At 41.5% G+C, this 26,762-nt stretch carries 16 protein-coding genes, 7 tRNA genes, 6 rRNA genes, 1 pseudogene and 3 riboswitches; of the genes and pseudogenes, 5 read left to right on the top strand and 25 right to left on the bottom strand.

What is annotated here, in order from left to right:
- Positions 1-47 precede the first annotated feature (47 nt).
- The 8 genes from Ami3637_RS02085 to Ami3637_RS02125 form a co-directional block, all read right to left on the bottom strand.
- A complete protein-coding gene (locus Ami3637_RS02085; protein ID WP_162361121.1) occupies positions 48-209 on the bottom strand; it encodes a Flp family type IVb pilin in 162 nt (53 codons plus the stop codon).
- A 158-nt stretch (positions 210-367) separates the two neighbouring features.
- Positions 368-1,021 (bottom strand): prepilin peptidase, encoded by a 654-nt coding sequence (locus Ami3637_RS02090; protein WP_162361122.1) that lies wholly within the window; start codon positions 1,019-1,021, stop codon positions 368-370.
- 141 nt (positions 1,022-1,162) lie between these two features.
- Positions 1,163-1,250: riboswitch (cyclic di-GMP riboswitch) on the bottom strand.
- 146 nt (positions 1,251-1,396) lie between these two features.
- Positions 1,397-1,485, bottom strand: a riboswitch (cyclic di-GMP riboswitch).
- 435 nt (positions 1,486-1,920) lie between these two features.
- Positions 1,921-2,003 (bottom strand) — tRNA-Leu (locus Ami3637_RS02095).
- Positions 2,004-2,009: 6 nt separating this feature from the next.
- Positions 2,010-2,084, bottom strand: a tRNA-Glu gene (locus Ami3637_RS02100).
- Positions 2,085-2,090: 6 nt separating this feature from the next.
- Positions 2,091-2,207 (bottom strand): 5S ribosomal RNA (rrf, locus tag Ami3637_RS02105).
- Positions 2,208-2,291: 84 nt separating this feature from the next.
- Positions 2,292-5,183 (bottom strand): 23S ribosomal RNA (locus Ami3637_RS02110).
- A 284-nt stretch (positions 5,184-5,467) separates the two neighbouring features.
- Positions 5,468-5,544: transfer RNA gene (locus tag Ami3637_RS02120), tRNA-Ile, on the bottom strand.
- 37 nt (positions 5,545-5,581) lie between these two features.
- Positions 5,582-7,098, bottom strand: a 16S ribosomal RNA gene (locus tag Ami3637_RS02125).
- The 16S, 23S and 5S rRNA genes sit together here with 3 tRNA genes alongside, the layout of an rRNA operon.
- Before the next feature lie 624 nt (positions 7,099-7,722).
- On the opposite strand from Ami3637_RS02125, the gene Ami3637_RS02130 reads away from it, so the two are divergent.
- Positions 7,723-7,797: transfer RNA gene (locus Ami3637_RS02130), tRNA-Glu, on the top strand.
- A gap of 44 nt (positions 7,798-7,841) precedes the next feature.
- Here Ami3637_RS02130 and Ami3637_RS02135 read toward each other — a convergent pair.
- The 12 genes and pseudogenes from Ami3637_RS02135 to Ami3637_RS02190 form a co-directional block, all read right to left on the bottom strand.
- Positions 7,842-8,123 carry a phage holin gene (locus tag Ami3637_RS02135; protein WP_162361123.1) on the bottom strand — a complete coding sequence of 94 codons (282 nt, stop codon included), beginning with the start codon at positions 8,121-8,123 and terminating at the stop codon, positions 7,842-7,844.
- Between the two features lie 107 nt (positions 8,124-8,230).
- Positions 8,231-9,708: pseudogene (abc-f, locus tag Ami3637_RS18890) on the bottom strand (ribosomal protection-like ABC-F family protein).
- Positions 9,709-10,037: 329 nt separating this feature from the next.
- Complete coding sequence (locus Ami3637_RS02145) at positions 10,038-11,240, bottom strand: FprA family A-type flavoprotein (protein WP_162361124.1); 1,203 nt, start codon at positions 11,238-11,240, stop codon at positions 10,038-10,040.
- 45 nt (positions 11,241-11,285) lie between these two features.
- Positions 11,286-13,190: an acyl-CoA dehydrogenase family protein gene (locus Ami3637_RS19220; RefSeq protein WP_162361125.1), complete on the bottom strand. Its 1,905-nt coding sequence runs from the start codon at positions 13,188-13,190 to the stop codon at positions 11,286-11,288.
- A gap of 135 nt (positions 13,191-13,325) precedes the next feature.
- Positions 13,326-13,511 (bottom strand): hypothetical protein, encoded by a 186-nt coding sequence (locus tag Ami3637_RS17195; protein WP_243158078.1) that lies wholly within the window; start codon positions 13,509-13,511, stop codon positions 13,326-13,328.
- A gap of 14 nt (positions 13,512-13,525) precedes the next feature.
- Positions 13,526-13,738 (bottom strand): RrF2 family transcriptional regulator, encoded by a 213-nt coding sequence (locus tag Ami3637_RS19035; protein ID WP_408609060.1) that lies wholly within the window; start codon positions 13,736-13,738, stop codon positions 13,526-13,528.
- Between the two features lie 218 nt (positions 13,739-13,956).
- A tRNA-Leu gene (locus Ami3637_RS02160) sits at positions 13,957-14,039 on the bottom strand.
- A gap of 6 nt (positions 14,040-14,045) precedes the next feature.
- A tRNA-Glu gene (locus Ami3637_RS02165) sits at positions 14,046-14,120 on the bottom strand.
- A gap of 6 nt (positions 14,121-14,126) precedes the next feature.
- Positions 14,127-14,243, bottom strand: a 5S ribosomal RNA gene (rrf, locus tag Ami3637_RS02170).
- Between the two features lie 84 nt (positions 14,244-14,327).
- Positions 14,328-17,219, bottom strand: a 23S ribosomal RNA gene (locus Ami3637_RS02175).
- Positions 17,220-17,504: 285 nt separating this feature from the next.
- A tRNA-Ala gene (locus Ami3637_RS02185) sits at positions 17,505-17,580 on the bottom strand.
- A gap of 37 nt (positions 17,581-17,617) precedes the next feature.
- Positions 17,618-19,135: ribosomal RNA gene (locus Ami3637_RS02190) — 16S ribosomal RNA — on the bottom strand.
- A gap of 597 nt (positions 19,136-19,732) precedes the next feature.
- Between Ami3637_RS02190 and Ami3637_RS02195 the strand changes: the two genes are divergently transcribed.
- The 3 genes from Ami3637_RS02195 (at position 19,733) to Ami3637_RS02205 (ending at position 21,560) form a co-directional block, all read left to right on the top strand.
- Positions 19,733-20,437: a DUF421 domain-containing protein gene (locus tag Ami3637_RS02195; RefSeq protein WP_162361126.1), complete on the top strand. Its 705-nt coding sequence runs from the start codon at positions 19,733-19,735 to the stop codon at positions 20,435-20,437.
- A complete protein-coding gene (locus Ami3637_RS02200) occupies positions 20,434-20,817 on the top strand; it encodes a DUF4363 family protein (protein ID WP_162361127.1) in 384 nt (127 codons plus the stop codon). The genes Ami3637_RS02195 and Ami3637_RS02200 overlap by 4 nt, the downstream gene beginning before the upstream one ends.
- Before the next feature lie 66 nt (positions 20,818-20,883).
- Positions 20,884-20,986: riboswitch (THF riboswitch) on the top strand.
- 73 nt (positions 20,987-21,059) lie between these two features.
- Positions 21,060-21,560, top strand: coding sequence for a folate family ECF transporter S component (locus Ami3637_RS02205; RefSeq protein WP_162361128.1), 501 nt, complete (start codon positions 21,060-21,062; stop codon positions 21,558-21,560).
- Positions 21,561-21,620: 60 nt separating this feature from the next.
- Here the strand turns inward: Ami3637_RS02205 and Ami3637_RS02210 are convergent, their stop codons facing one another.
- The 5 genes from Ami3637_RS02210 to Ami3637_RS02230 all read right to left on the bottom strand — a co-directional run bounded on the left by Ami3637_RS02210 (position 21,621) and on the right by Ami3637_RS02230 (position 26,031).
- Positions 21,621-21,863: an RNA-binding S4 domain-containing protein gene (locus tag Ami3637_RS02210; RefSeq protein ID WP_162361129.1), complete on the bottom strand. Its 243-nt coding sequence runs from the start codon at positions 21,861-21,863 to the stop codon at positions 21,621-21,623.
- 73 nt (positions 21,864-21,936) lie between these two features.
- Positions 21,937-22,215 (bottom strand): HU family DNA-binding protein, encoded by a 279-nt coding sequence (locus Ami3637_RS02215; protein WP_128745175.1) that lies wholly within the window; start codon positions 22,213-22,215, stop codon positions 21,937-21,939.
- Positions 22,216-22,271: 56 nt separating this feature from the next.
- Positions 22,272-23,111 (bottom strand): nucleoside triphosphate pyrophosphohydrolase, encoded by an 840-nt coding sequence (gene mazG, locus Ami3637_RS02220; RefSeq protein ID WP_162361130.1) that lies wholly within the window; start codon positions 23,109-23,111, stop codon positions 22,272-22,274.
- 20 nt (positions 23,112-23,131) lie between these two features.
- Positions 23,132-24,730: a putative polysaccharide biosynthesis protein gene (locus Ami3637_RS02225; RefSeq protein WP_162361131.1), complete on the bottom strand. Its 1,599-nt coding sequence runs from the start codon at positions 24,728-24,730 to the stop codon at positions 23,132-23,134.
- Positions 24,731-24,741: 11 nt separating this feature from the next.
- Positions 24,742-26,031 (bottom strand): amidohydrolase, encoded by a 1,290-nt coding sequence (locus tag Ami3637_RS02230; protein WP_162361132.1) that lies wholly within the window; start codon positions 26,029-26,031, stop codon positions 24,742-24,744.
- Between the two features lie 238 nt (positions 26,032-26,269).
- Between Ami3637_RS02230 and Ami3637_RS02235 the strand changes: the two genes are divergently transcribed.
- A complete protein-coding gene (locus Ami3637_RS02235; protein ID WP_162361133.1) occupies positions 26,270-26,761 on the top strand; it encodes a stage V sporulation T C-terminal domain-containing protein in 492 nt (163 codons plus the stop codon).
- Position 26,762: the final 1 nt, after the last annotated feature.

Genomic DNA, 26,762 nt, shown 5'->3' on the forward strand with positions numbered 1-26,762 from the left:
AAAAATTGTAGGGGACAAGTGTTGATTTATTCAATAAGTCCTGATTATTAAAGGCTGGCGCCAATATTAGTAAACATTGCAGCAACTTTTCCTCCTAATGGGGTCAAAGTAACGATGGCAACCACTGCAATAGCTGCAATAATCAACCCATATTCTACCATTCCCTGTCCACTCTCTTCGCTCTTTAACCATCTAAGTAAATTTTTCATATTCTTTCCTCCTTTACAATAAAAAACGTTATATTGGGATTCTTCATTTAAAGTGGATAACTGGAACTATTCCTCCTTTCCTTTTCAATCCAGTTATCAGCCAGGATATATTCATTATTTATAAGACAAGCGTATATATTTTAAAATATTACGCTAACTTACCAACCTATAATGTAAATAAGGGAACAGATTGTCCCAAACATAATAAATGGAGCAAGCGGAAAAAAACTGTACATAGTTAGCTTTTTAATAGTCATTCCTCCAAGACAGAAGGCAATTAATGCCCCGCTCATTCCAATCAAACCAATCTTTATATCTGGATATCCAAGTATCAATCCCATTGCTGCAGCCAGCTTCACATCACCTGCTCCCACTTGTTCTAAGCCAACAAGTTTTCCTGCCATAATAAACATAAATCCAACTGCAACCATACAAATAAGCGCGTATAATAAAGCCATCCATCCAAAATACAGGATTTGAAATACTGCCCCTAAAAAAAGGATAAAAAGAACTAATTCATTAGGAATCAGCCGTATTTTCAAATCAATTAAAGAAATAAGTATGGCAACTGTAAAAAGCAGCGATACTAAAAGTGTTATAAATATATTTTCTGTTTTGCTTCCTGCATAACTCCATAAAACTCCATTTAAAACCACCACTAGACCGACAGTCCTTATATCACAATTCTTAACTACAATTTCACTGTTATTTCGTAATTTTTTATAAGTTACAAAGCCATTAGATATATGTGGAATTACCATTCCAAAACTAATGCCTAAAATACCAAAAATCAAAGTCAAATAAATATTCATCATCAGCCTCCAAACATGTCACCAAGAAAAATATAATAAAAAAAAGCACGCTTCCTCTTTTTTTGTTAATTAAAAGGCGCGTGCAAGCAAAACTACCATATAGACACAAGAGTCCCTATGAACATAATAGTTTTTTAAAGTGTTTGCAACTGGCTGGCATAGTGATTCCCTCACCTTAGCCCCTATAGCTTTGCGTCATCGCCTTTCAACGACTATGCCTTTAAAAACAAATATAATATTAAATTTTTCATATCAACAATTAAGTATAATTAAATACTGCTATAAAAAAATGCCACCTTAAGTAAATTCATTAAGGGGCATTGCAGTAACTCACATCAAATAAACCTATATCAGGTATATAATCTTATTTCAAATGTTTGCAACTGGCTGGCATAGTGATTATTCTCACCTTAGCCCCTATAGCTTTGCGTCATCGCTTTTCAACGACTATGCCGAAAATACATATTAAATTATTCTTAATTATACATACTAATTTTAGTTAGTCAATAGTCCATTTTTTTCCATATATTGAATTTATGCTCCTTATAAACAAAAAAATCCTTTAAAGCCTTGAATTTCCTTAATTATCGCTTTATACATATTTATTTGCAATGACGAAATTATTTTTATTTTACGCATCTATCCATTCAAGTATATATAATTTTAAAGACATAAAAAAAACTTACACAATACTGTGTAAGTTTTCTATGGTGCGCGATGAGGGACTCACACAGTCTCGCTTCGCTCGCCTGCCGTTCTTCGCTTTTATTCCATTCCAGCTCGAACCAGTCGCTATTCAAAAGTACACTGTACTTTCTCATTTACGCTCCTGCCCTTTCGGGTTCAAGTCCCATTTTAATACATAAAAAAAATGTACATCTTTCAATGTACATTTTCTGTGGTGCGCGATGAGGGACTTGAACCCCCACGGTCGCCCGCTAGATCCTAAGTCTAGTGCGTCTGCCAATTCCGCCAATCGCGCATATTTTGGTGACTCCACCGGGAATCGAACCCGGGTTACCGCCGTGAAAGGGCGGTGTCTTGACCGCTTGACCATGGAGCCATTTTAAACCGGCGACGTCCTACTTTCCCAGGCAGCTGCCCGCCAAGTATCATCGGCGCTAAGGAGCTTAACTACTGTGTTCGAGATGGGAACAGGTGGAGCCTCCTCGCTATTGTCACCGGATTTTGTCTATTCTTTTTTTGAGAGTGTACTCTCAAAACTGGATAACATACTTTTCTATCAGTTTTATTCCTTCTTGAAACCATTTTGGTCAAGCGTTCGACCTATTAGTATCGGTCAGCTCAATACATTACTGCACTTACACCTCCGACCTATCAACGTGATAGTCTCTCACGGGTCTTACCATTTCTGGAGGAAATCTATTCTTGTGGGGGGCTTCGCACTTAGATGCTTTCAGCGCTTATCCCGTCCATACGTGGCTACCCAGCTATGCTCTTGGCAGAACAACTGGTGCACCAGAGGTATGTCCATCCCGGTCCTCTCGTACTAAGGACAGCTCCACTCAAATTTCCAACGCCCACAGCGGATAGGGACCGAACTGTCTCACGACGTTCTGAACCCAGCTCGCGTACCTCTTTAATGGGCGAACAGCCCAACCCTTGGGACCTACTTCAGCCCCAGGATGAGACGAGCCGACATCGAGGTGCCAAACACCGCCGTCGATGTGGACTCTTGGGCGGTATCAGCCTGTTATCCCCAGGGTAGCTTTTATCCGTTGAGCGATGGCCCTTCCACTCGGAACCACCGGATCACTAAGCCCGACTTTCGTCCCTGCTCGACCTGTTTGTCTCGCAGTCAAGCTCCCTTCTGCCTTTACACTCTTCGCGCGATTTCCGACCGCGCTGAGGGAACCTTTGGGCGCCTCCGTTACTCTTTAGGAGGCGACCGCCCCAGTCAAACTGCCCGCCTGACACTGTCCCAGTACCGGTTCACGGTACATGGTTAGAACTTCAACGTTACAAGAGTGGTATCCCAACGGTGGCTCCCCCAATACTGGCGTACTGGGTTCGTAGCCTCCCACCTATCCTGTACATGCAACGCCGAAATCCAATATCAAGCTGCAGTAAAGCTCCATGGGGTCTTTCCGTCCTGCTGCGGGTAACCGGCATCTTTACCGGTACTACAATTTCACCGAGTCTATTGTTGAGACAGTGCCCAGATCGTTACGCCTTTCGTGCGGGTCGGAACTTACCCGACAAGGAATTTCGCTACCTTAGGACCGTTATAGTTACGGCCGCCGTTTACTGGGGCTTAAGTTCTGTGCTTCGGTTGCCCTAACACTTCCCCTTAACCTTCCAGCACCGGGCAGGCGTCAGCCCCTATACTTCAGCTTTCGCTTTAGCAGAGACCTGTGTTTTTGGTAAACAGTCGCCTGGGCCTTTTCACTGCGGCCTGCTTTCGCAGGCACCCCTTCTCCCGAAGTTACGGGGTTATTTTGCCGAGTTCCTTAACAATAGTTCTCTCGCTCACCTTAGGATTCTCTCCTCATCTACCTGTGTCGGTTTACGGTACGGGCACCTACATTCTCACTAGCGGCTTTTCTTGACAGTGTGAAATCAGCTGCTTCGGTACTCTAATTTCCCTCCCCATCACGCCTCAGAATTGAACCGGCGGATTTGCCTGCCTGTTCTCCCTTGACGCTTAGACGCACTCAACCAACGGTGCGCTCAGCTTATCCTTCTGTGTCCCCACTTCGCTCAAACGAATTTCGGTGGTACTGGAATCTCAACCAGTTGTCCATCGCCTACAGCTCTCGCTCTCGGCTTAGGCCCCGACTAACCCTGAGTGGACGAACCTTCCTCAGGAAACCTTAGATTTTCGGTGGACAGGATTCTCACCTGCCTTACGCTACTCATGCCAACATTCTCTCTCGTATACAGTCCACCAAGACTTTCATCTCAGCTTCTGCCCGTATACGATGCTCCTCTACCAATTACATTACTGTAATTCCAAAGCTTCGGTAGTAAGTTTTAGCCCCGTTTATCTTCGGCGCAGAGCCACTCGACTAGTGAGCTATTACGCACTCTTTAAATGAGTGGCTGCTTCTAAGCCAACATCCTAGCTGTTTATGCAGCTCCACATCCTTTTCCACTTAACTTACATTTTGGGACCTTAGCTGTTGGTCTGGGCTGTTTCCCTTTCGACTATGAAACTTATCTCACATAGTCTGACTCCCAAGTATAATACTTCGGCATTCGGAGTTTGATAGTTTTCGGTAACCGGTGAAGGCCCCTAGAACATTCAGTGCTCTACCTCCGAGTATCTCAATCTTGAGGCTAGCCCTAAAGCTATTTCGAGGAGAACCAGCTATATCCGGGTTCGATTGGAATTTCACCGCTATCCACACGTCATCCCAGCCTTTTTCAACAGACATGAGTTCGGTCCTCCACGAGATTTTACTCTCGCTTCAACCTGCACATGGATAGGTCACCCGGTTTCGGGTCTACAGCATATAACTTGACGCCCTGTTCAGACTCGCTTTCGCTTCGGCTCCAGTGCTCCAGCACCTTAACCTTGCTACATACCATAACTCGTTGGCCCGTTCTACAAAAAGTACAAGGTCACTTGCGCTCCCTTTGCTTGTAAGCATAAGGTTTCAGGTTCTTTTTCACTCCCCTCCCGGGGTTCTTTTCACCTTTCCCTCACGGTACTATTCTCTATCGGTCACTAGGTAGTATTTAGGCTTGGGGGTGGGCCCCCGGCTTCCCACCGGGTTTCACGTGTCCGGTGGTACTCTGGATCCACTCTGCATTTTGTGCATTTCGTCTACAGGACTTTTACCTTCTTCGGTCTGCCTTTCCAAACAGCTTCGACTATACACGCCATACGTGATGAGTGTCCTCAACCCCATAGTAAACTATGGTTTGGCCTCTTTCCCGTTCGCTCGCCGCTACTTAGGAAATCGATGTTTCTTTCTCTTCCTCCGGGTACTTAGATGTTTCAGTTCCCCGGGTTACCTTCTCTGTGACTATTTTATTCATCACAGGATACTTACGCATTACCATAAGTGGGTTTCCCCATTCGGACATCTGCGGGTTGTCGGATGTTTGCTCCTAACCGCAGCTTATCGCAGCTTGCCACGTCCTTCTTCGGCTCCTAGTGCCAAGGCATTCACCTTATGCTCTTATTCGCTTGACCATAAGCGTTTTGCTTATCTAGCGTTAGATAAGACTTATATTTTTTAGACTTACTTGTTAATTAACTCGTAATTCTCTGGTTTCTCGGTTGAAATCGTAGTTATTTTACACCCGACATCATTCTTTTAGACATCTCTGTCCGAAAAGACTTTTGTCTTAGTTCTATAACTGTTTGTTATCTTTCGATAACCTCGATTTCGTTGTCATATTTGTGTTTTTAACACTTTCTGATATTTTGCATATTATCCAGTTTTCAAAGTACATTTAGAACCCTTTTAAAAGTTCTGGTGGGCTTGGGAGGACTCGAACCTCCGACCTCACGCTTATCAGGCGTGCGCTCTAACCACCTGAGCTACAAGCCCATATAAACTCATAGTGCAAAAGTTATAGTCTCCTTAGAAAGGAGGTGATCCAGCCGCACCTTCCGATACGGCTACCTTGTTACGACTTCACCCCAGTCATTGGTTTTGCCTTAGGCAGCCTATTTGCTGGCCAACTTTGGGCACCCCCAACTTCCATGGTGTGACGGGCGGTGTGTACAAGACCCGGGAACGCATTCACCGCAGCATTCTGATCTGCGATTACTAGCAACTCCAACTTCATGTAGGCGAGTTGCAGCCTACAATCCGAACTGGGACTGGTTTTGGAGATTTGCTCCACCTCACGGTCTTGCGTCTCTCTGTACCAGCCATTGTAGCACGTGTGTAGCCCAGAACATAAGGGGCATGATGATTTGACGTCATCCCCACCTTCCTCCGTGTTATCCACGGCAGTCTCAATAGAGTGCCCATCTTACTGCTGGCAACTATTGACAAGGGTTGCGCTCGTTGCGGGACTTAACCCAACATCTCACGACACGAGCTGACGACAACCATGCACCACCTGTCTCCTCTGCCCGAAGGAGGGACCTGTTAAAGTCCTGTCAGAGGGATGTCAAGTCCTGGTAAGGTTCTTCGCGTTGCTTCGAATTAAACCACATGCTCCGCTGCTTGTGCGGGTCCCCGTCAATTCCTTTGAGTTTCACACTTGCGTGCGTACTCCCCAGGCGGAGCACTTAATGCGTTAACTGCGGCACCGAAGCCTTGCGGCCCCGACACCTAGTGCTCATCGTTTACGGCGTGGACTACCAGGGTATCTAATCCTGTTTGCTCCCCACGCTTTCGTGCCTCAGTGTCAGTTACAGTCCAGAAAGCCGCCTTCGCCACTGGTGTTCCTCCTAATATCTACGCATTTCACCGCTACACTAGGAATTCCGCTTTCCTCTCCTGCACTCAAGTCTCACAGTTCGCAGGGCTTACAATGGTTAAGCCACTGCCTTTCACCCCACGCTTACAAGACCACCTACGCACTCTTTACGCCCAATAATTCCGGATAACGCTTGCCCCCTACGTATTACCGCGGCTGCTGGCACGTAGTTAGCCGGGGCTTCCTCAGAAGGTACCGTCATTTGTTTCTTCCCTTCCGACAGAGCTTTACGACCCAAAGGCCTTCTTCGCTCACGCGGCGTTGCTGCATCAGGCTTTCGCCCATTGTGCAATATTCCCCACTGCTGCCTCCCGTAGGAGTTTGGACCGTGTCTCAGTTCCAATGTGGCCGATTACCCTCTCAGGTCGGCTACTGATCGTTGCCTTGGTAGGCCGTTACCCTACCAACTAGCTAATCAGACGCAGGCCCATCCCTTACCGATAAATCTTTGACATCTCAAACATGTGTTTATGATGTGTTATGAGGTTTTAATCCCGGTTTCCCGAGGCTATCCCTCTGTAAGGGGCAGGTTGCCTACGCGTTACTCACCCGTCCGCCGCTTTCCATTTAATCCCTAGACCGAAGTTTCGTTCATAAATTTCTCGCTCGACTTGCATGTGTTAGGCACGCCGCCAGCGTTCATCCTGAGCCAGGATCAAACTCTTTATTAAATGGTATTTAAATCAGATTTCTCTGAATCAAATCAAGTTTGAGCTTCTGCTCGGCTGAAACGCTTCGCGTTTCGCTTCTCTATTCTTTATGCAAAACATAAATCCTAGAATTATTGTTGTTTTTTAAGAAATTGTACGTTGACTTCCAAAACAAGTTTGGTTATCTTACCAATCGTTATGATTGTTTGTACTTAGTATCGAGAACAACTTAATGTCCTCTTGACTAATTCTTTTACACTATGAAGTTTTCAAGGTTCTTGCGCTTCTGCAGTTTTCACTGTCAGCGCCGTTCCGTAAGGAACTTTTATATCATAATACTATTCCGCAAGTTTGTCAACATCTTTTTTCGTTTTTTTCAAGTTTATTCATTAATTCGAGTTTTACTATCAAAACAAAATATTGTTGATATTGTTGTCTGCTCGTAAGCAAAACTACAATATGTGGTACATTCTTTTTCAAGGATGTAACCCCTGCCTCACGGGACAGCTTATTTAGAATACCAAAATATCATCTGGCTGTCAACACTTTTTTACCTTTTTTCTTTTATTTTATTTTACATAAATATCTAATATAGGTATGTACATTTTAGAAATATATGTTATAATAGACATCGTGATTAAGAATGGCTCCATGGTCAAGCGGTCAAGACACCGCCCTCTCACGGCGGTAACTCGGGTTCGATTCCCGATGGAGTCACCAAAATTAAAGAACGTAATCAATTGATTACGTTCTTTTTATTTTAATTAATTGGGTTCTTTATAAGTCATAGCTCTTACACTATCTTTTATACCACTAGTAGTCGGGTCTACAACAACACCAAGAGTGACAAGTATATTTATAAGCAGGCTGATAATCTGCATCACAGCTTCTTCAGTAACAGACGGAGCAATTCCTAGTATTGCTAATATCTGATAGATGAATGCTACAATGCACGCGATTAAAGATACTAGTGTAGTCTTATTTTTCAAACGTAACTTCCAATTAATGGTCAACGCCTTTCGCCCCCTTAAAGTATATTTACTCATTAACCACCCTTACCTTTAAAATATTCATAAAACCATAAAAATGTTAACCCTCTATTACATTTTATTCTCTCTGGCAAATAACATAACTAGTGATTAATTAATTTTAATTATAAAGTTATTTTTCTTGTAGCAATCTTTTCACAGAAAGTGCTGTCGTGTTCAACAAAAATAATAGTTGGTGTATATTCAAGTAATAAGTTTTCAATCTGCATGCGTGAAATAACATCAATATAATTAAGCGGTTCATCCCAGATGTATAAATGGGCTTTTTCACAAAGGCTTTTTGCAATTAAAACTTTTTTCTTTTGTCCCCCACTGAAATCTGCCATATCCTTTTCAAACTGTATTCTGGAAAAGTCCAGTTTTCGGAGTATTGCCTTAAAAAGACTTTCATCCAGCTTATGCTCTTCCCCATAATCTGATAAATTTCCATGGAGAGAAGATGCATCCTGGGGAACATACGAGAGTATAAGCTGGCTTTCTTTTCTGAATTCACCTTTATATTGTAGATTTTCTCCACATATCAATTTTAAGATGCTTGATTTTCCAGAGCCATTTTTACCACATAAGGCAATTCTGTCGCCTTGGTCTATAGTAAAACTCACTTGCTGACAAGCAACCTTTTCATCGTAACATATAGAAACTTTATCAAACTCTATTAACCTTCTGGAATGAAAAGGCAACTGATGTATTTTTAAGTTATCTGGATTTTCCATATTACTAAGAAGTTTTGATTTTTCTTCTACAGCAGCTTCTCTTCTTGCTTCAATGGATTTGGAACGTTTCATCATCTTTTCGGATTTATGCCCAATATATCCTTTGTCTGGCTTTATACCTGAATTTTTTGTGCCAAACTTGGTCTTTTCCACTTTATCTGACCAGGTAGCAGTCCTTTTTGCCGCAGTCCCCAGATGTTTAATATCCTTTTTTAGCTTTTCATTTTTCATCTGTTCAAAATTATCCTGCATTTCCTTGTTCGCCCACCATGAAGAATAATTACCTCTTTGAACTTCAATATTTGTTTTATTAAATGAAAGAATATGATCAATACAATAATCCAGAAATGCTCTGTCATGGGAAACTAATATAAACCCTTCTTAGAGTTCAGATAATTGCTCACAACTTTTCTGGCTCTTATATCAAGGTGGTTCGTTGGTTCATCAATCAATAAAAAGCTGTTTGTTTTTAAAAATAAGGCTGCAATCAGGATTTTCGTCTGTTCACCATTACTCAGCGTACAAAATGGACGATATAAAACATCATCAGAAACTTCAAGTAAGGATAATTCTCGTATCAGTTCCCAGTGAACATAATCGGTACAGATATTATCAATAATTTCTAAAGTATCCATTGTATTGTCTTTTACTTCATAAGGAAAATATTCAAATTCTACATTAGCAGAAATCTTCCCACCATAATCATATTGCCCAAGAAGCAGCTTGAGAAAGGTTGTCTTTCCTTTACCGTTTCTCCCAATGAAGCCCAGTTTCCAATCCGTGTCAATTTGAAAACTGGCATTTTCGATAATATTGTCGTAGCTGCCATCATAAGCAAAAGTTAATTTAGAAATGTTTATTTGAGACATAGATATGCCCTCCTGTATTTAAATTATGAAAGCTGCAAGAAAGTTCATTTCCTGCAGCTCAAAATACAGTAAAGCACACCTATTTTCAGAAAAATAGGAAAGCTAAAGATATATTATTTATTGAGCGGAAAATATGAATAACTTTCTTGCATAAGCACAACAAAACAGGCGGTATGACATGGGGTCATATTTAGTATTTTATTATGCTTTAAATAATTAGCAAGAAAAATTACGCATCTTTTCAACTCCTCTCATTATAAATTCTATGGCGATTTTATCACATACTAAAATAAAAATCAAACAATATCCAATAATAAACAGCCTAAATTTTATTTCATAGATTCTATGATGCTGTCCACAAGGGTATCTAAGTCAGGAAGTTTATCTTCAGACATTGCTGAATTTAAAGTGAGCCTGTCATTTAATACATTTATTTTCTTCATTTCATTCTCCAGAAATTCCTGCATTAAAGTTCCAGATTTGCATGCCCAGGACCCATTCTCAACTATAGCAAATGTGCGATTCTGAAGATTTAAAGCCTTCATATCCATAAGGTAGTTATGCATTGGCGGATATATCCCTAAATTGTATGTCACTGAAGCCAAAACCACATGACTTAAGCGGAAAGTCTCTGAAATCAAATAAGAAACATGAGTTTTAGAAACATCATACATACAAACATTAGTTATACCCTTTTCCACCAATTTAGTTGCCAGTGCGTTTACAGCACTTTCCGTATTACCGTACATGGAAGCATATACTACCATTACCCCTTTTTCTTCTGGCTCATATCTGCTCCACTTATCATATTTATCAATGAAATATCCTAAATCACTTCGCCAAACAGGTCCATGGAGTGGACATATGATTTTAATATCAATTCCCGCTGCTTTCTTTAATAAAGCTTGAACGTGAGGTCCATATTTTCCTACTATATTAGTGAAGTATCTTCTTGCATCATCAATCCAGTCACGATCAAAATCCACTTCATCATTAAATAGCTTTCCATCTAAAGATCCAAAGGATCCGAAGGCATCTGCTGCAAATAGAACTCCGTTTGTAGTATCAAAAGTGACCATAGCTTCCGGCCAGTGAACCATTGGTGCTGATACAAATGTCACTGTATGCTTTCCAAAATTTTTTGTATCTCCTTCTTTAACTTCTTCGATTTTTCCGTCAATGTGGAATCCAAACTGCCTCATAAGCATAAATGCCTTTTCATTACTTATAATTTTAACTTTTGGATAGCGAAGTAATATTTCTTCTATGGAAGCACCGTGATCAGGTTCCAAATGGTTAATTACTAAATAATCTAAGTCTCTTCCATTAAGAACATGTTCTATGTTTTCCAGGAACTGTCGGCAAACTGCCCAATCCACCGTGTCAAACAGAACAGTCTGTTTGTCAAGAAGTAAATAGGAATTATAAGACACCCCTCTAGGAATCGGGTGAATATTTTCAAATAACTCAAGCCTGCGTTCATTTGCTCCAACCCAATAAAGATTATCTGTTACTTTTCTTACACAATACATTTTTTATCCTCCTCATAAAAAGAATATTTCCAACCAAATGGTCTATTAAACTTCTATAAAACTTTCTTTTTCCTCTCCACACTCAGGACATGTCCATCCTTCTGGAAGTGCATCAAAAGTGGTACCTGGGCGTACATCATTTTCCAAATCCCCAACAGCCGGGTCATATTCATATCCACAACCATTGCACACATAAGTTTTCCAGGAAGGAGTTGTCTTTTTAGGGATGGCTCTTTTCATTTTCTTCATAGGAGGTGCAGGTTTTTTAGGTTCACCGTTATCTAATGCATTGGTTAAAAGCGGCAGTATTTCCAACACGTCACCCACTATTCCATAATCACAGTTTTTAAAGATAGGTGCATTCTGGTTATTGTTAATAGCAACAATAGTAGTTGCATCTTTAATTCCCTTTAAATGCTGTCCTGCACCAGAAATTCCACAGGCAATGTAAAGATTACCATTGAATTTTTGTCCGGACATACCTACATAACGATTTAAAGGGACATATTTCAGAGTTTCGGCTACAGGACGTGAAGATCCTACAGCTGCTCCTGCCTGTAGTGCCAGTGCCTTAATAAGTTCCATATTTTCCTTATCTCCTATACCTTTTCCCGCACTGACTACTCTTTCGGCTTTTGTTATTGGAGTATCTATATCAATACCTACAGTAAAATCATATCCATCAGCCTTCAACGCTTCTACTAATGCTGTAACTTTCTCCTCTGCTGTTCCTTCTTTTAAAATGACTTTTTTACGAATACCAGTAAGAGGTCCTCTTTTTGCTCCTGCAGGCACATCTTCTTTTGGCATTTTTCCTATAATATGTGAAGCAATAACTAGTCGTTGAATTTCATTAGTGCCTTCATAAATCGTACAAATCTTTGCATCACGATATGCCCGTTCCACTTCCATCCCCTTCAGATATCCATTACCACCAAATATCTGCAGTGCATCATTTACAATTTCAAGACATCTGTCCGAAGTATACTGTTTTGCCATGGCTGATTCCATTCCATATGGTTCATGGTTTTCCTTAAGCTCTGCTGCACTATAGATTAAAAATCTTGAAGTACGAAGTTTCGTTGCCATATCTGCTAATTTAAAAGATATTGTCTGCTGCTGGCATATTGGCTTTCCAAATTGAACACGTTCTTTAGAATATTCCAAAGCACTTTCAAATGCTCCCTGGGCAATTCCTAAAGCCTGGGAAGCAATTCCGATACGTCCGCCATCAAGAGTGGACATAGCAATTTTGAATCCCTGTCCTTCTTCCCCAAGAAGATTTTCTTTCGGAATTTTAACATCATTAAATATTAATTCCGCTGTAGAAGATGAACGTATACCCATCTTGTCGTAGTGATCACCAAAGGTAAAGCCTTCCCAACCTTTCTCCACGATAAAAGCACTTATTCCTCTAGTGCCTATATCAGGAGTTGTTACTGCGAAAACCACATAAGTATCGGCTTTATCTGCATTGGTAATAAAAATTTTTCCACCGTTTAGTATGTAATAATCTCCATCCAGAACAGCAGTTGTTTCTGTTCCCCCTGCATCACTTCCTGCATTTGGCTCCGTAAGTCCAAATGCTCCTAATTTTTCTCCACTAGCCAGTGGAATTAGGTATTTCTTTTTCTGTTCTTCAGTACCATATGCAAAAATAGGCCATGAGCCCAAAGAAACATGAGCTGAAAGGATTACGCCAGTTCCGCCATCAACCCGTGAAAGTTCTTCTACTGCTATAGCATAGCTAAGTACATCCAGCCCCATGCCACCGTATTCTTTTGGATATGGAATACCAAGGATACCCATTTTACCAAGCTGTTTAACAATCTCCGTTGGAAACTGATTTTCCTTATCCAGTAGAAAAGTCTGTGGTTTCAGTTCAGTTTCAGCAAATTCCCTGATTTTTGCACGTAAGGCTTCGTGTTCTTCTGTAGTTTTAAACAACATATTCTATCCTCCCATTATATTAATTTATAATTTATAAACACTCTATCAACTAATCCAATTTTTAGCATTTTGTATACTTGACAATTTTAGTCCAGTTTGTTGGTAAAAAATTAATTCTATCCATATAAGATAAAACTAATTACTATCTTCAAACAATATTTTATAGATGCTGTAAGATTTCAGTTGTTGATTCAATGCTTCCTGTATTTTTCCTAAATTACCGTGAACCTTACATCGTTTGCCATATTTCTGTCTCCATGCGCAGTTAAAATTGACATCCATACAACTGCTTATATCTTTCTTTGTTTCTATAATCTCCATAAGGTCATATAAACTTATTTTTTTAAGTCTGCAGTAAGCTTGCAACCACCTTCTGCCCCCCTTGCTATATAAACAATTCCTGACTTATTTAACTTTTTTAAAATTTTATATACAAAATTCTGTGGGAGAATCTCCCTTTGGCATATATCTGCAGATGTCAGCTGTTGTCCATCTGCCAGTGCCCTCAGTATTCGTAAAGCATAATCCGTTTCTCTTGTAATCAGCAGATTCGTTTCCTCCTGTTAATAATAATCTTCTATATACACTATATTATTCTGGACTAATTTTGTCAAGTTTAATTTTATTAATATTGTTTAGACTATAAGCTCTATATTCCTAAAATCATTGAAATTTAAAGTTTTTACTTTACGCTCCTGCCCTTTCGGGTTCAAGTCCCATTTTAATACATAAAAAAAAATGTACATCTTTCAATGTACATTTTCTGTGGTGCGCGATGAGGGACTTGAACCCCCACGGTCGCCCGCTAGATCCTAAGTCTAGTGCGTCTGCCAATTCCGCCAATCGCGCATATTTTGGTGACTCCACCGGGAATCGAACCCGGGTTACCGCCGTGAAAGGGCGGTGTCTTGACCGCTTGACCATGGAGCCATTTAAAACCGGCGACGTCCTACTTTCCCAGGCAGCTGCCCGCCAAGTATCATCGGCGCTAAGGAGCTTAACTACTGTGTTCGAGATGGGAACAGGTGGAGCCTCCTCGCTATTGTCACCGGATTTTGTCTATTCTTTTTTTGAGAGTGTACTCTCAAAACTGGATAACATACTTTTCTATCAGTTTTATTCCTTCTTGAAACCATTTTGGTCAAGCGTTCGACCTATTAGTATCGGTCAGCTCAATACATTACTGCACTTACACCTCCGACCTATCAACGTGATAGTCTCTCACGGGTCTTACCATTTCTGGAGGAAATCTATTCTTGTGGGGGCTTCGCACTTAGATGCTTTCAGCGCTTATCCCGTCCATACGTGGCTACCCAGCTATGCTCTTGGCAGAACAACTGGTGCACCAGAGGTATGTCCATCCCGGTCCTCTCGTACTAAGGACAGCTCCACTCAAATTTCCAACGCCCACAGCGGATAGGGACCGAACTGTCTCACGACGTTCTGAACCCAGCTCGCGTACCTCTTTAATGGGCGAACAGCCCAACCCTTGGGACCTACTTCAGCCCCAGGATGAGACGAGCCGACATCGAGGTGCCAAACACCGCCGTCGATGTGGACTCTTGGGCGGTATCAGCCTGTTATCCCCAGGGTAGCTTTTATCCGTTGAGCGATGGCCCTTCCACTCGGAACCACCGGATCACTAAGCCCGACTTTCGTCCCTGCTCGACCTGTTTGTCTCGCAGTCAAGCTCCCTTCTGCCTTTACACTCTTCGCGCGATTTCCGACCGCGCTGAGGGAACCTTTGGGCGCCTCCGTTACTCTTTAGGAGGCGACCGCCCCAGTCAAACTGCCCGCCTGACACTGTCCCAGTACCGGTTCACGGTACATGGTTAGAACTTCAACGTTACAAGAGTGGTATCCCAACGGTGGCTCCCCCAATACTGGCGTACTGGGTTCGTAGCCTCCCACCTATCCTGTACATGCAACGCCGAAATCCAATATCAAGCTGCAGTAAAGCTCCATGGGGTCTTTCCGTCCTGCTGCGGGTAACCGGCATCTTTACCGGTACTACAATTTCACCGAGTCTATTGTTGAGACAGTGCCCAGATCGTTACGCCTTTCGTGCGGGTCGGAACTTACCCGACAAGGAATTTCGCTACCTTAGGACCGTTATAGTTACGGCCGCCGTTTACTGGGGCTTAAGTTCTGTGCTTCGGTTGCCCTAACACTTCCCCTTAACCTTCCAGCACCGGGCAGGCGTCAGCCCCTATACTTCAGCTTTCGCTTTAGCAGAGACCTGTGTTTTTGGTAAACAGTCGCCTGGGCCTTTTCACTGCGGCCTGCTTTCGCAGGCACCCCTTCTCCCGAAGTTACGGGGTTATTTTGCCGAGTTCCTTAACAATAGTTCTCTCGCTCACCTTAGGATTCTCTCCTCATCTACCTGTGTCGGTTTACGGTACGGGCACCTACATTCTCACTAGCGGCTTTTCTTGACAGTGTGAAATCAGCTGCTTCGGTACTTTAATTTCCCTCCCCATCACGCCTCAGAATTGAACCGGCGGATTTGCCTGCCTGTTCTCCCTTGACGCTTAGACGCACTCAACCAACGGTGCGCTCAGCTTATCCTTCTGTGTCCCCACTTCGCTCAAACGAATTTCGGTGGTACTGGAATCTCAACCAGTTGTCCATCGCCTACAGCTCTCGCTCTCGGCTTAGGCCCCGACTAACCCTGAGTGGACGAACCTTCCTCAGGAAACCTTAGATTTTCGGTGGACAGGATTCTCACCTGCCTTACGCTACTCATGCCAACATTCTCTCTCGTATACAGTCCACCAAGACTTCCATCTCAGCTTCTGCCCGTATACGATGCTCCTCTACCAATTACATTACTGTAATTCCAAAGCTTCGGTAGTAAGTTTTAGCCCCGTTTATCTTCGGCGCAGAGCCACTCGACTAGTGAGCTATTACGCACTCTTTAAATGAGTGGCTGCTTCTAAGCCAACATCCTAGCTGTTTATGCAGCTCCACATCCTTTTCCACTTAACTTACATTTTGGGACCTTAGCTGTTGGTCTGGGCTGTTTCCCTTTCGACTATGAAACTTATCTCACATAGTCTGACTCCCAAGTATAATACTTCGGCATTCGGAGTTTGATAGTTTTCGGTAACCGGTGAAGGCCCCTAGAACATTCAGTGCTCTACCTCCGAGTATCTCAATCTTGAGGCTAGCCCTAAAGCTATTTCGAGGAGAACCAGCTATATCCGGGTTCGATTGGAATTTCACCGCTATCCACACGTCATCCCAGCCTTTTTCAACAGACATGAGTTCGGTCCTCCACGAGATTTTACTCTCGCTTCAACCTGCACATGGATAGGTCACCCGGTTTCGGGTCTACAGCATATAACTTGACGCCCTGTTCAGACTCGCTTTCGCTTCGGCTCCAGTGCTCCAGCACCTTAACCTTGCTACATACCATAACTCGTTGGCCCGTTCTACAAAAAGTACAAGGTCACTTGCGCTCCCTTTGCTTGTAAGCATAAGGTTTCAGGTTCTTTTTCACTCCCCTCCCGGGGTTCTTTTCACCTTTCCCTCACGGTACTATTCTCTATCGGTCACTAGGTAGTATTTAGGCTTGGGGGGTGGGCCCCCGGCTTCCCACCGGGTTTCACGTGTCCGGTGGTACTCTGGATCCACTCTGCATTTTGTGCATTTCGTCTACAGGACTTTTACCTTCTTCGGTCTGCCTTTCCAAACAGCTTCGACTATACACGCCATACGTGATGAGTGTCCTCAACCCCATAGTAAACTATGGTTTGGCCTCTTTCCCGTTCGCTCGCCGCTACTTAGGAAATCGATGTTTCTTTCTCTTCCTCCGGGTACTTAGATGTTTCAGTTCCCCGGGTTACCTTCTCTGTGACTATTTTATTCATCACAGGATACTTACGCATTACCATAAGTGGGTTTCCCCATTCGGACATCTGCGGGTTGACGGATGTTTGCTCCTAACCGCAGCTTATCGCAGCTTGCCACGTCCTTCTTCGGCTCCTAGTGCCAAGGCATTCACCTTATGCTCTTATTCGCTTGACCATAAGCGTTTTGCTTATCTAGCGTTAGATAAGACTTATATTTTTTAGACTTACTTGTTAATTAACTCGTAATTCTCTGGTTTCTCGGTTGAAATCGTAGTTATTTTACACCCGACATCATTCTTTTAGACATCTCTGTCCGAAAAGACTTTTGTCTTAGTTCTATAACTGTTTGTTATCTTTCGATAACCTCGATTTCGTTGTCATATTTGTGTTTTTTAACACTTTCTGATATTTTGCATATTATCCAGTTTTCAAAGTACATTTAGAACCCTTTTAAAAGTTCTGGTGGAGAATAAGGGGATCGAACCCTTGACCCCCTGCGTGCAAGGCAGGTGCTCTCCCAGCTGAGCTAATTCCCCATATAAACTCATAGTGCAAAAGTGTTAGTCTCCTTAGAAAGGAGGTGATCCAGCCGCACCTTCCGATACGGCTACCTTGTTACGACTTCACCCCAGTCATTGGTTTTGCCTTAGGCAGCCTATTTGCTGGCCAACTTTGGGCACCCCCAACTTCCATGGTGTGACGGGCGGTGTGTACAAGACCCGGGAACGCATTCACCGCAGCATTCTGATCTGCGATTACTAGCAACTCCAACTTCATGTAGGCGAGTTGCAGCCTACAATCCGAACTGGGACTGGTTTTGGAGATTTGCTCCACCTCACGGTCTTGCGTCTCTCTGTACCAGCCATTGTAGCACGTGTGTAGCCCAGAACATAAGGGGCATGATGATTTGACGTCATCCCCACCTTCCTCCGTGTTATCCACGGCAGTCTCAATAGAGTGCCCATCTTACTGCTGGCAACTATTGACAAGGGTTGCGCTCGTTGCGGGACTTAACCCAACATCTCACGACACGAGCTGACGACAACCATGCACCACCTGTCTCCTCTGCCCGAAGGAGGGACCTGTTAAAGTCCTGTCAGAGGGATGTCAAGTCCTGGTAAGGTTCTTCGCGTTGCTTCGAATTAAACCACATGCTCCGCTGCTTGTGCGGGTCCCCGTCAATTCCTTTGAGTTTCACACTTGCGTGCGTACTCCCCAGGCGGAGCACTTAATGCGTTAACTGCGGCACCGAAGCCTTGCGGCCCCGACACCTAGTGCTCATCGTTTACGGCGTGGACTACCAGGGTATCTAATCCTGTTTGCTCCCCACGCTTTCGTGCCTCAGTGTCAGTTACAGTCCAGAAAGCCGCCTTCGCCACTGGTGTTCCTCCTAATATCTACGCATTTCACCGCTACACTAGGAATTCCGCTTTCCTCTCCTGCACTCAAGTCTCACAGTTCGCAGGGCTTACAATGGTTAAGCCACTGCCTTTCACCCCACGCTTACAAGACCACCTACGCACTCTTTACGCCCAATAATTCCGGATAACGCTTGCCCCCTACGTATTACCGCGGCTGCTGGCACGTAGTTAGCCGGGGCTTCCTCAGAAGGTACCGTCATTTGTTTCTTCCCTTCCGACAGAGCTTTACGACCCAAAGGCCTTCTTCGCTCACGCGGCGTTGCTGCATCAGGCTTTCGCCCATTGTGCAATATTCCCCACTGCTGCCTCCCGTAGGAGTTTGGACCGTGTCTCAGTTCCAATGTGGCCGATTACCCTCTCAGGTCGGCTACTGATCGTTGCCTTGGTAGGCCGTTACCCTACCAACTAGCTAATCAGACGCAGGCCCATCCCTTACCGATAAATCTTTGACATCTCAAACATGTGTTTATGATGTGTTATGAGGTTTTAATCCCGGTTTCCCGAGGCTATCCCTCTGTAAGGGGCAGGTTGCCTACGCGTTACTCACCCGTCCGCCGCTTTCCATTTAATCACTCCACTAAAAGCTTCGTTCATAAATTTCTCGCTCGACTTGCATGTGTTAGGCACGCCGCCAGCGTTCATCCTGAGCCAGGATCAAACTCTTTATTAAATGGTATTTAAATCAGATTTCTCTGAATCAAATCAAGTTTGAGCTTCTGCTCGGCTGAAACGCTTCGCGTTTCGCTTCTCTATTCTTTATGCAAAACATAAATCCTAGAATTATTGTTGTTTTTTTAAGAAATTGTACGTTGACTTCCAAAACAAGTTTGGTTATCTTACCAATCGTTATGATTGTTTGTACTTAGTATCGAGAACAACTTAATGTTCTCTTGACTAATTCTTTTACACTATGAAGTTTTCAAGGTTCTTACGCACCAGCCTCATTTATCAAGGAAATGAGATGTGCGTCGTTCCGTTATAAGGAACTTTTTTATCTTATCACTGTTCCGCAAACTTGTCAACATCTTTTTTCATTTTTCTACAATGTTTTAGCTGATAGTTTACTTAGATTGCCTCACGGGACAGCTTATTTAGAATACCAAAATATCACTTAACTGTCAACAACTTTTTTATGTCTTTTTCAAACTAATTTTTATAGCTAAATCTATTAAATCTTCCATGCCTATTTTAAGTATAAGGTCTATGAAATTTGTACAAAATAAGATGACTGTAAAAATTTGTTTTAGAATATCAGGAGGTACTATAATTGACTATTATCTTAATACGAACCATCGTTTTATATTTAATGGTTTTATTCGCTATTCGTATTATGGGAAAATCCGAGTTATCTAAGCTTTCCCCATTTCAACTGGTGGTGCTTTTTATGATTGCCGAATTGGCTTCATTACCTATTGAAGATACAAACCTATCTTTAATAAACGGTACTACTGCAATTTTCACTTTGCTGTTTCTTCAGGTTACAATCTCCTATTTATCACTAAAGTGCGAATGGTTCAAAAACTTTATAAGCGGTAAGCCAAGCGTTTTAATCGAAAACGGAGTAATTAATGAACTGGAATTAAAAAGACTTCGTATCAATATTAACGATTTAACAGAACAGCTCAGATTAAAAAACTCTCCATCTCTGTCCGATGTAGCTTATGCTGTAATCGAATCTAACGGGGATCTATCTGTTATACCTAAGCCTGACAAAAAACCTCTTACCCCTAGTGACATGGGTATAACAAAACCGAAAGAAATCATGCCCTTAATTTTAGTATGCGATGGGGTTCTATATAAAAATAACCTTCACAAAATCGGCTGGGATGAAGAGTATTTAAAATCCCTTTTACTTCCAATGAAGATTTTCTCCTATAAAGAAATTCTCATGGCGTTTTGCGATGAACAGAAACAATTGCATGTATACCAGCCTTCAGGAGATGGAAAGGTTTCTGTGGAGGTGATTGTATGAGATCCTTTTTAATTTCCCTTGTCTGCCTCTTTCTCTTAATTGGCACTTGGTCGGCCTATACAAATTACTCTGATGAGAAGATTCATGAATTTATAAACGCCATAGATGAAAAAATTTTAGTGGAAGTGGAAGATGGAAACTGGAAGCAGGCAACAGATAATTTTGAAGAACTTAAAGATAGTTGGCATGATTACAAAAAAACTGCCTGCTTCTTTTTTAGTACGGATAAAATCAATGAAGCTGACTATTCAATTGCCAGAACAGAATATTACATCAAATCTAAAGATGACTCTAACTCCTCTGGGGAATTATCCTGCTTAAAGGAGCAGCTAAAATTTCTCCATGAAAACGAAAGCCTTTCTTTGTCAAATCTTCTATAAAAAATATTTTTTGTTCATTGAATATGGATTGCATCTGTGTAGGAACTATGTTATATTGTCTTGAAAAGTAGAGTAAATATTGTGCGTTAAGTGTCATAAGATGGGATGTTGCTTATGAACGAAAAACAACTAGCTAGTTGATTTGCGGTACAATATTGCGTCCGCTACTACATAAAGAGACTTTTGCTCTTTTCTCTTTAATGTAGTTAACTACTTAAATTAATAGAGAAAGGAGTTTTTTTATGGAAAACGGCTCAAAACTCAGACGACTGATTATTATTGGTCTGTTTATTGCGCTAGAAGTTATTTTAACTCGGTTCTGCAGTATAAACACCCCTATATTGAGAATAGGGTTTGGATTTCTGCCAGTTGCAATGCTTGGGATAATGTTCGGACCTCTCTGGGCTGGAATTGCCTATGCGCTGGGAGATTTTATAGGAATGATGATTTTCCCCACTGGTGCATATTTCCCAGGTTTTACTCTGACAGCCTTTTTAACAGGTGCAACCTTCGGCATCTTCCTGCATAAAAAAAGCATTACTTATAAACGTGCCTTTTTTACTGCATTACTGGTATGCTGCCTATGGAACCTGTGTCTGGATTCTTACTGGCTGTACATAATGACAGGGAAGGGTATCATGGTATTATTACCTGCGAGACTTGTAAAAGTTGCCTGCGCCATACCTATACAGACACTTTTAATTCCACTGGCATGGAACAAATGTCTGAAAAGAATAGTTTAACGTAAAAAGCTTGTATTCACAGAATACAAGCTTTTATTTTATTATAGGTAAATATCTTAGCTACTGAATTATCTCATACATAGTCGCCGCGTCTTCTTTTTTACAGGATTCTGATAATACCAGTACCCTGGCTTTTATAGAGCTGTTGCCAAACTGGATATGTATGATATCCCCAGGTTTCACTTCACTTCCTGCTTTAGCTATTTTATCATTAATAGTAATGCGTTCCTGATCACATGCTTCCTTGGCAATAGTTCTTCTTTTTATCAATCTGGAATTCTTTAAAAATTTGTCAATTCTCATATGCCCTTTTCCCCTCTTTGGAATATTAAAAAAAGGTAACCATAAAGGCTACCTTTTATTTGTATATTTAAGCTTATTTGTTTACAGCGTCCTTAAGTGCCTTACCAGCTTTAAATACAGGAGCCTTTGCTGCAGCGATTTCGATAGTTTCTCCAGGCTTTCTAGGGTTTCTTCCCTGTCTTGCCTTTCTCTGACGAGTTTCAAAAGTACCAAATCCAATTAACTGTACCTTTTCGTCTTTTACTAGTGCTTCTTCAACACTTGCAACAAACGCATTTACTGCTGTTTCTGCATCTTTCTTTGTAAAACCTGTTTTCTCTGCTACGCTAGCAACTAACTCAGCTTTGTTCATGAATAAAAACCTCCTTAAATATAAACGTGACTAAAGTAACTCGAAATTATTCAGCATTATGCTTTCTTTTCTAACATCTTTGCCATATCCCACAGCTTGTCCATCTCTTCTAAAGACATGTCCTCAAGTGAAACTTTACGAGCCCTGGCAGTGTCTTCAATAAAGCCAAACCTCCTAATAAACTTTTCGGAAGTAAGATTCAACGCCTCTTCCGGGTCTACCTTTAGAAATCGGGCAACATTCACAACGGAAAAAAGCAAATCGCCTAGTTCTTCAGCAATGCTGTCCTTATCATCCCTGATATAAACCTCTACTAGTTCTTCAGTCTCTTCTCTAATTTTGTGAAAAGCGCATTCCACATCATCCCAGTCAAAACCAACTTCTGCAGCTTTGGCCTGAACTTTATAACTTCTCATCAAAGCAGGTAATGCTCTTGGAACATTTTCCAGCCTTGATTTGCAATCTGTGGTCCCCTTCTCATTTCTTTTCACATTTTCCCATTTTTCAAGGACTTTGTCAATAGTTTTAATTGTTTCTTTTAAAAAAACATGTGGATGTCTCCTCAGCATTTTCTCACATTCTCTGTTAGCAACCTTAATAAAATCAAAATTGTCGTTTTCCTCAGCTAAACTACTATGGAAGACCACTTGAAGAAGAACATCACCCAGTTCTTCTTCTAGGTTATCCAAATCCTCATTATTTATAGCTTCAACTGCTTCATAAGCCTCTTCAATCATACATTTTCTAAGGCTTTCGTGAGTTTGCTCTTTATCCCATGGACACTCTTTTCTTAAAATCCTGATAATGTCAATTAAACGTGTAACCGCCTCTCCCGCGTTTCCTGCAGTTTTGTATAAATGTCTGTATTCTTCCAAAACTTCCTGTTTCTGTTCCATTCTCTATCTCCAACTTAAATCTATCTTTTGAATTTATCTGCAATCCTGAGTAACGTTTTCCCTTTCGGTAAATTACCAATTTCTTCTCTTTTAATGGATTTAGTTACAAAAAGCATTACACAATAAACTGCTCCTGCTACGCAGACAGCACATAAAGTAGCCAGGGCATTTCCAGTAATTCCAAACAGGATGCGATGAACCAATAAAGCTGCACCTGCCATAAACAAAGTAGCAATCACAGGCTTTACATAAGTAAGCATAAAATCAAATCTGGCACCAGTGTATTTTTTCACCGCCATAACATTTAATGTTGCTGCAATCATGTATGCCGCAACGGTACCTATAGCTGCACCCTTAACATTTATCATTTCAACCCCAGTTAAAGTATACGTAATAATTACCTTTGCTATAGCTCCTATAAAAAGATTTCTCACAGGGACCATCTGCTTTCCTACACCCTGTAATACGCCAGTAAGAGTCTGTACAGTAGATAAGAAAATAACTCCAAATGCCATGATAAACAGACATGGTGCTGCACCCAGAGCGCTTGCTCTCTGCATTGGATAAAGTAATAACATAATCGGTTCCGATAAAGCCATCAGCCCAAAGGCACAGGGCAATCCAATAATAATTGCCATCCTGAGTCCCGTTTGAACATTTTCCCGAAGGAAATGCATATCCTTCTGCTTATAGGATGCCGCAACAGCCGGAACTAAACTCATGGCAACAGCCTGAGTCAGAACCTGAGGAAAATTAATAAGAGGTCCTGCCATACCGGTCAACTGTCCGTACATACTGTTAGCCGCCCCATAAGTCCAGCCTGTCTCCTGTAGTCTGCGCATAACAATACTAACATCTATCGCATTCATAATAGGCATAATAGCTGCCCCGATAGTAACTGGTATAGCTATAATAAAAATCTTGGCTAAAATGCTGCTACTCTTTTCAGTGTTACGCTTTTTAGTTCTCTGAATATTATGTTCTAAGGAACCTCTCTTGTACAAATAGACTACTACAACTGTCAGCACGCCTCCAATAGCACCTGCTGTTGCTCCAAAAGAAGCACCTGCTGCAGCATACTGCCTGCCAAACCTTACAAGGAAGTATGCAAGAGACAGACCGGCAGCAACTCTGCAAAATTGTTCTGTAACCTGGGAAACTGCTGTAGGCTTCATATCCTGCATGCCTTGGAAATATCCTCGGTAAGCTGCCTGCATAGGTACAAATAGCAGGGCTGGTGCAACGGCCATCATGGCCAGCTTTGCACCTGGATTTCCCATTGCACCCACAAGCATTTCTGCCCCAAAGAAACATATTGCAGCCGAAGTAATGCCTATACAAAAAAGCAGAATAAAAGAAACTCTGAAAACTTTATGAGCTTCATAATAATCATCAACAGCAATTCTCTCTGAAACCATTCTGGAAATAGCTATAGGAATTCCTGCAGTTGCCAGCGTTAAAAATAAAACATATATTGGGTATGCGGTCTGATAGTACCCCATACCCTCGGATCCTATTAAGTTTGCCAAAGGAATTCTAAAGAATGCCCCCAGAACTTTTATTATTATACCCGCAATCCCAAGGATTACGGCACCTTGAACAAAGGATTTTTTTGCCATTTTAAACTCCTTTATAGCTGACTTAAAATTTTCTTTGTGGCCTTGTTTGTCTCAAATATTGTCTTTTCAATATCTATAGTTGTATAAACTCCATCTTTATAAAGGACTTTTCCATCAACCACTGTCATCGAAATGTCACCGCCACATGCTGAATATACTATATTGTTTGCCATGTTATGCACAGGGGCAAAATTCGGCCTCATAATATCAAGAACAATCAGGTCTGCTTTATATCCGACAGCTAGTTTGCCGCAATCATCCCTTCCCTGGGACAGTGCACCTGCTCTTGTTGCCGCATAAAGAGTTTCCATTGGGGTAACAGCTGTAGGGTCCTGATATTTTTCCTTTGAAGCAATAGCAAAGACTTTCATTTCTTCTATAAAATTCAAGCTGTTATTGCTGGAAACACTATCTGTTCCTATAGCAACATTGATTCCTCTCCTTAGTAATTCAGGTACATTGCAGACACCACTGGATAATTTTAAATTACTGATAGGATTACTTGCCACAGTAACACCCTTTTCCTTCATTATATCCATATCCTCTGGTTCTACCCATACACAGTGAGCTGCTGTTGTTTTGGTATCTAGCAGCCCAAGGCTGTTAAAATACTGTATAGGAGTCATGCCATTGTGTCTTGCTTTACATTCTTCATGTTCTAATTTTGTTTCCGAAACATGTACATGCATATTAGCACCAATCGCCTTTGTATATGCTGCCATCTGTTGTACAGTTTTAAGATTTGAAGTATACTCGGCATGAAGACTCATATCTACTTTTATTTTACCTCCTGCCGCATTATGATAATTTCCGAATAATGCTTTCATTTCAGAAAAACTTTCCAAATCATATAAATCCGAATCCGTAAAGTTGGTCACACCTCTGCCCACATTATCTTTTGCTCCTGTCTGTTCTATGGCTTTAACCATATCTTCACAAAAATAATACATATCTGTGGTGGATACGATTCCGAATCTGAGAGATTCAGCCATAGCCAGCATAGTTCCCCAATAAACAGCATTCCCGTCTAGCTTTGCTTCAAAAGGAAAAATTCTATCATTAAGCCATGCCTGTAACGCAAGGTTTTCTCCATATCCTCTAAGCAGAGTCATAGGTGAATGAGCATGGGTATTATAAAATCCACTCATTAGAAGCTTGCCTTTTCCATTATAGCTTTCACCATAATCAATAAATGGCATCTCTTTACCAATATAATCGATTTTCTCATTTTTTATTCCTACATACATATTTTCTTGCAGCTGCATATTCTCATCTAAAATTGATATATTTGTAAAAATCATTTTGAAACCTCCTCAATTAAGTAATATTATTACATGGACATTATATTATATCACACGAGTATATCTATTTCATCCTTTTTCTTGTAATGCCTACAAATTATTGCCAACTTTTGTTAGCATGATTTTTCTTAATCTTAGTATAAATTTTCCTCAGTTACAAACAATATGAATGAAAATTTAGCAAGAATTAAAAACAACTTGCATTTTAATCCATAATAGTATTTAGGAGGAATCATTTATGAAAGCAACAGGCATAGTCAGAAGGATAGACGACCTCGGTAGAGTTGTTATACCTAAGGAAATAAGAAGAGTCCTCAGAATCCGTGAGGGAGATCCTCTCGAAATTTATACTAGCAAAGATGGCGAGGTAATATTGAAAAAATATTCTCCAATTAACGAGCTTAGCCAATTTGCAGGCGAATATGCAGAAACAGCATCTAGCGTTTTGGGGAGCACCGTTGTTGTATCAGATACGGATCAGATTATTGCTGTATCTGGTGGAATGAAAAAAGATTTGTTAGATAAAAAAATCGATCACGAACTGGATCGGCTTATTCAGAGTAAAAACAGACTAATGGAACAGGACAAAATAGTTGTACCTATTATTTCTCAGGGAGATTCCATTGGATCTATTACTATCCTGCCAAAAGACGATAAAGTATTAGGTGATGTGGAACTGAAAGCCGCTGAAATAGGGGCCACTTTCCTTGCAAGACAAATGGAAAGTTAAA

This window comes from Aminipila terrae, assembly GCF_010120715.1.
In the GTDB taxonomy this organism is placed as follows: domain Bacteria; phylum Bacillota; class Clostridia; order Peptostreptococcales; family Anaerovoracaceae; genus Aminipila; species Aminipila terrae.

Excerpts from the sequence above, each read along its gene's own strand:
- Ami3637_RS02085 (WP_162361121.1), bottom strand. The coding sequence starts at position 209 with ATGAAAAATTTACTTAGATGGTTAAAGAGCGAAGAGAGTGGACAGGGA.
- Ami3637_RS02090 (WP_162361122.1), bottom strand. The coding sequence starts at position 1,021 with ATGAATATTTATTTGACTTTGATTTTTGGTATTTTAGGCATTAGTTTT.
- Ami3637_RS02135 (WP_162361123.1), bottom strand. The coding sequence starts at position 8,123 with ATGAGTAAATATACTTTAAGGGGGCGAAAGGCGTTGACCATTAATTGG.
- Ami3637_RS02145 (WP_162361124.1), bottom strand. The coding sequence starts at position 11,240 with ATGTATTGTGTAAGAAAAGTAACAGATAATCTTTATTGGGTTGGAGCA.
- Ami3637_RS19220 (WP_162361125.1), bottom strand. The coding sequence starts at position 13,190 with ATGTTGTTTAAAACTACAGAAGAACACGAAGCCTTACGTGCAAAAATC.
- Ami3637_RS17195 (WP_243158078.1), bottom strand. The coding sequence starts at position 13,511 with ATGGAGATTATAGAAACAAAGAAAGATATAAGCAGTTGTATGGATGTC.
- Ami3637_RS02200 (WP_162361127.1), top strand. The coding sequence starts at position 20,434 with ATGAGATCCTTTTTAATTTCCCTTGTCTGCCTCTTTCTCTTAATTGGC.
- Ami3637_RS02205 (WP_162361128.1), top strand. The coding sequence starts at position 21,060 with ATGGAAAACGGCTCAAAACTCAGACGACTGATTATTATTGGTCTGTTT.
- Ami3637_RS02210 (WP_162361129.1), bottom strand. The coding sequence starts at position 21,863 with ATGAGAATTGACAAATTTTTAAAGAATTCCAGATTGATAAAAAGAAGA.
- Ami3637_RS02215 (WP_128745175.1), bottom strand. The coding sequence starts at position 22,215 with ATGAACAAAGCTGAGTTAGTTGCTAGCGTAGCAGAGAAAACAGGTTTT.
- mazG (WP_162361130.1), bottom strand. The coding sequence starts at position 23,111 with ATGGAACAGAAACAGGAAGTTTTGGAAGAATACAGACATTTATACAAA.
- Ami3637_RS02225 (WP_162361131.1), bottom strand. The coding sequence starts at position 24,730 with ATGGCAAAAAAATCCTTTGTTCAAGGTGCCGTAATCCTTGGGATTGCG.
- Ami3637_RS02230 (WP_162361132.1), bottom strand. The coding sequence starts at position 26,031 with ATGATTTTTACAAATATATCAATTTTAGATGAGAATATGCAGCTGCAA.
- Ami3637_RS02235 (WP_162361133.1), top strand. The coding sequence starts at position 26,270 with ATGAAAGCAACAGGCATAGTCAGAAGGATAGACGACCTCGGTAGAGTT.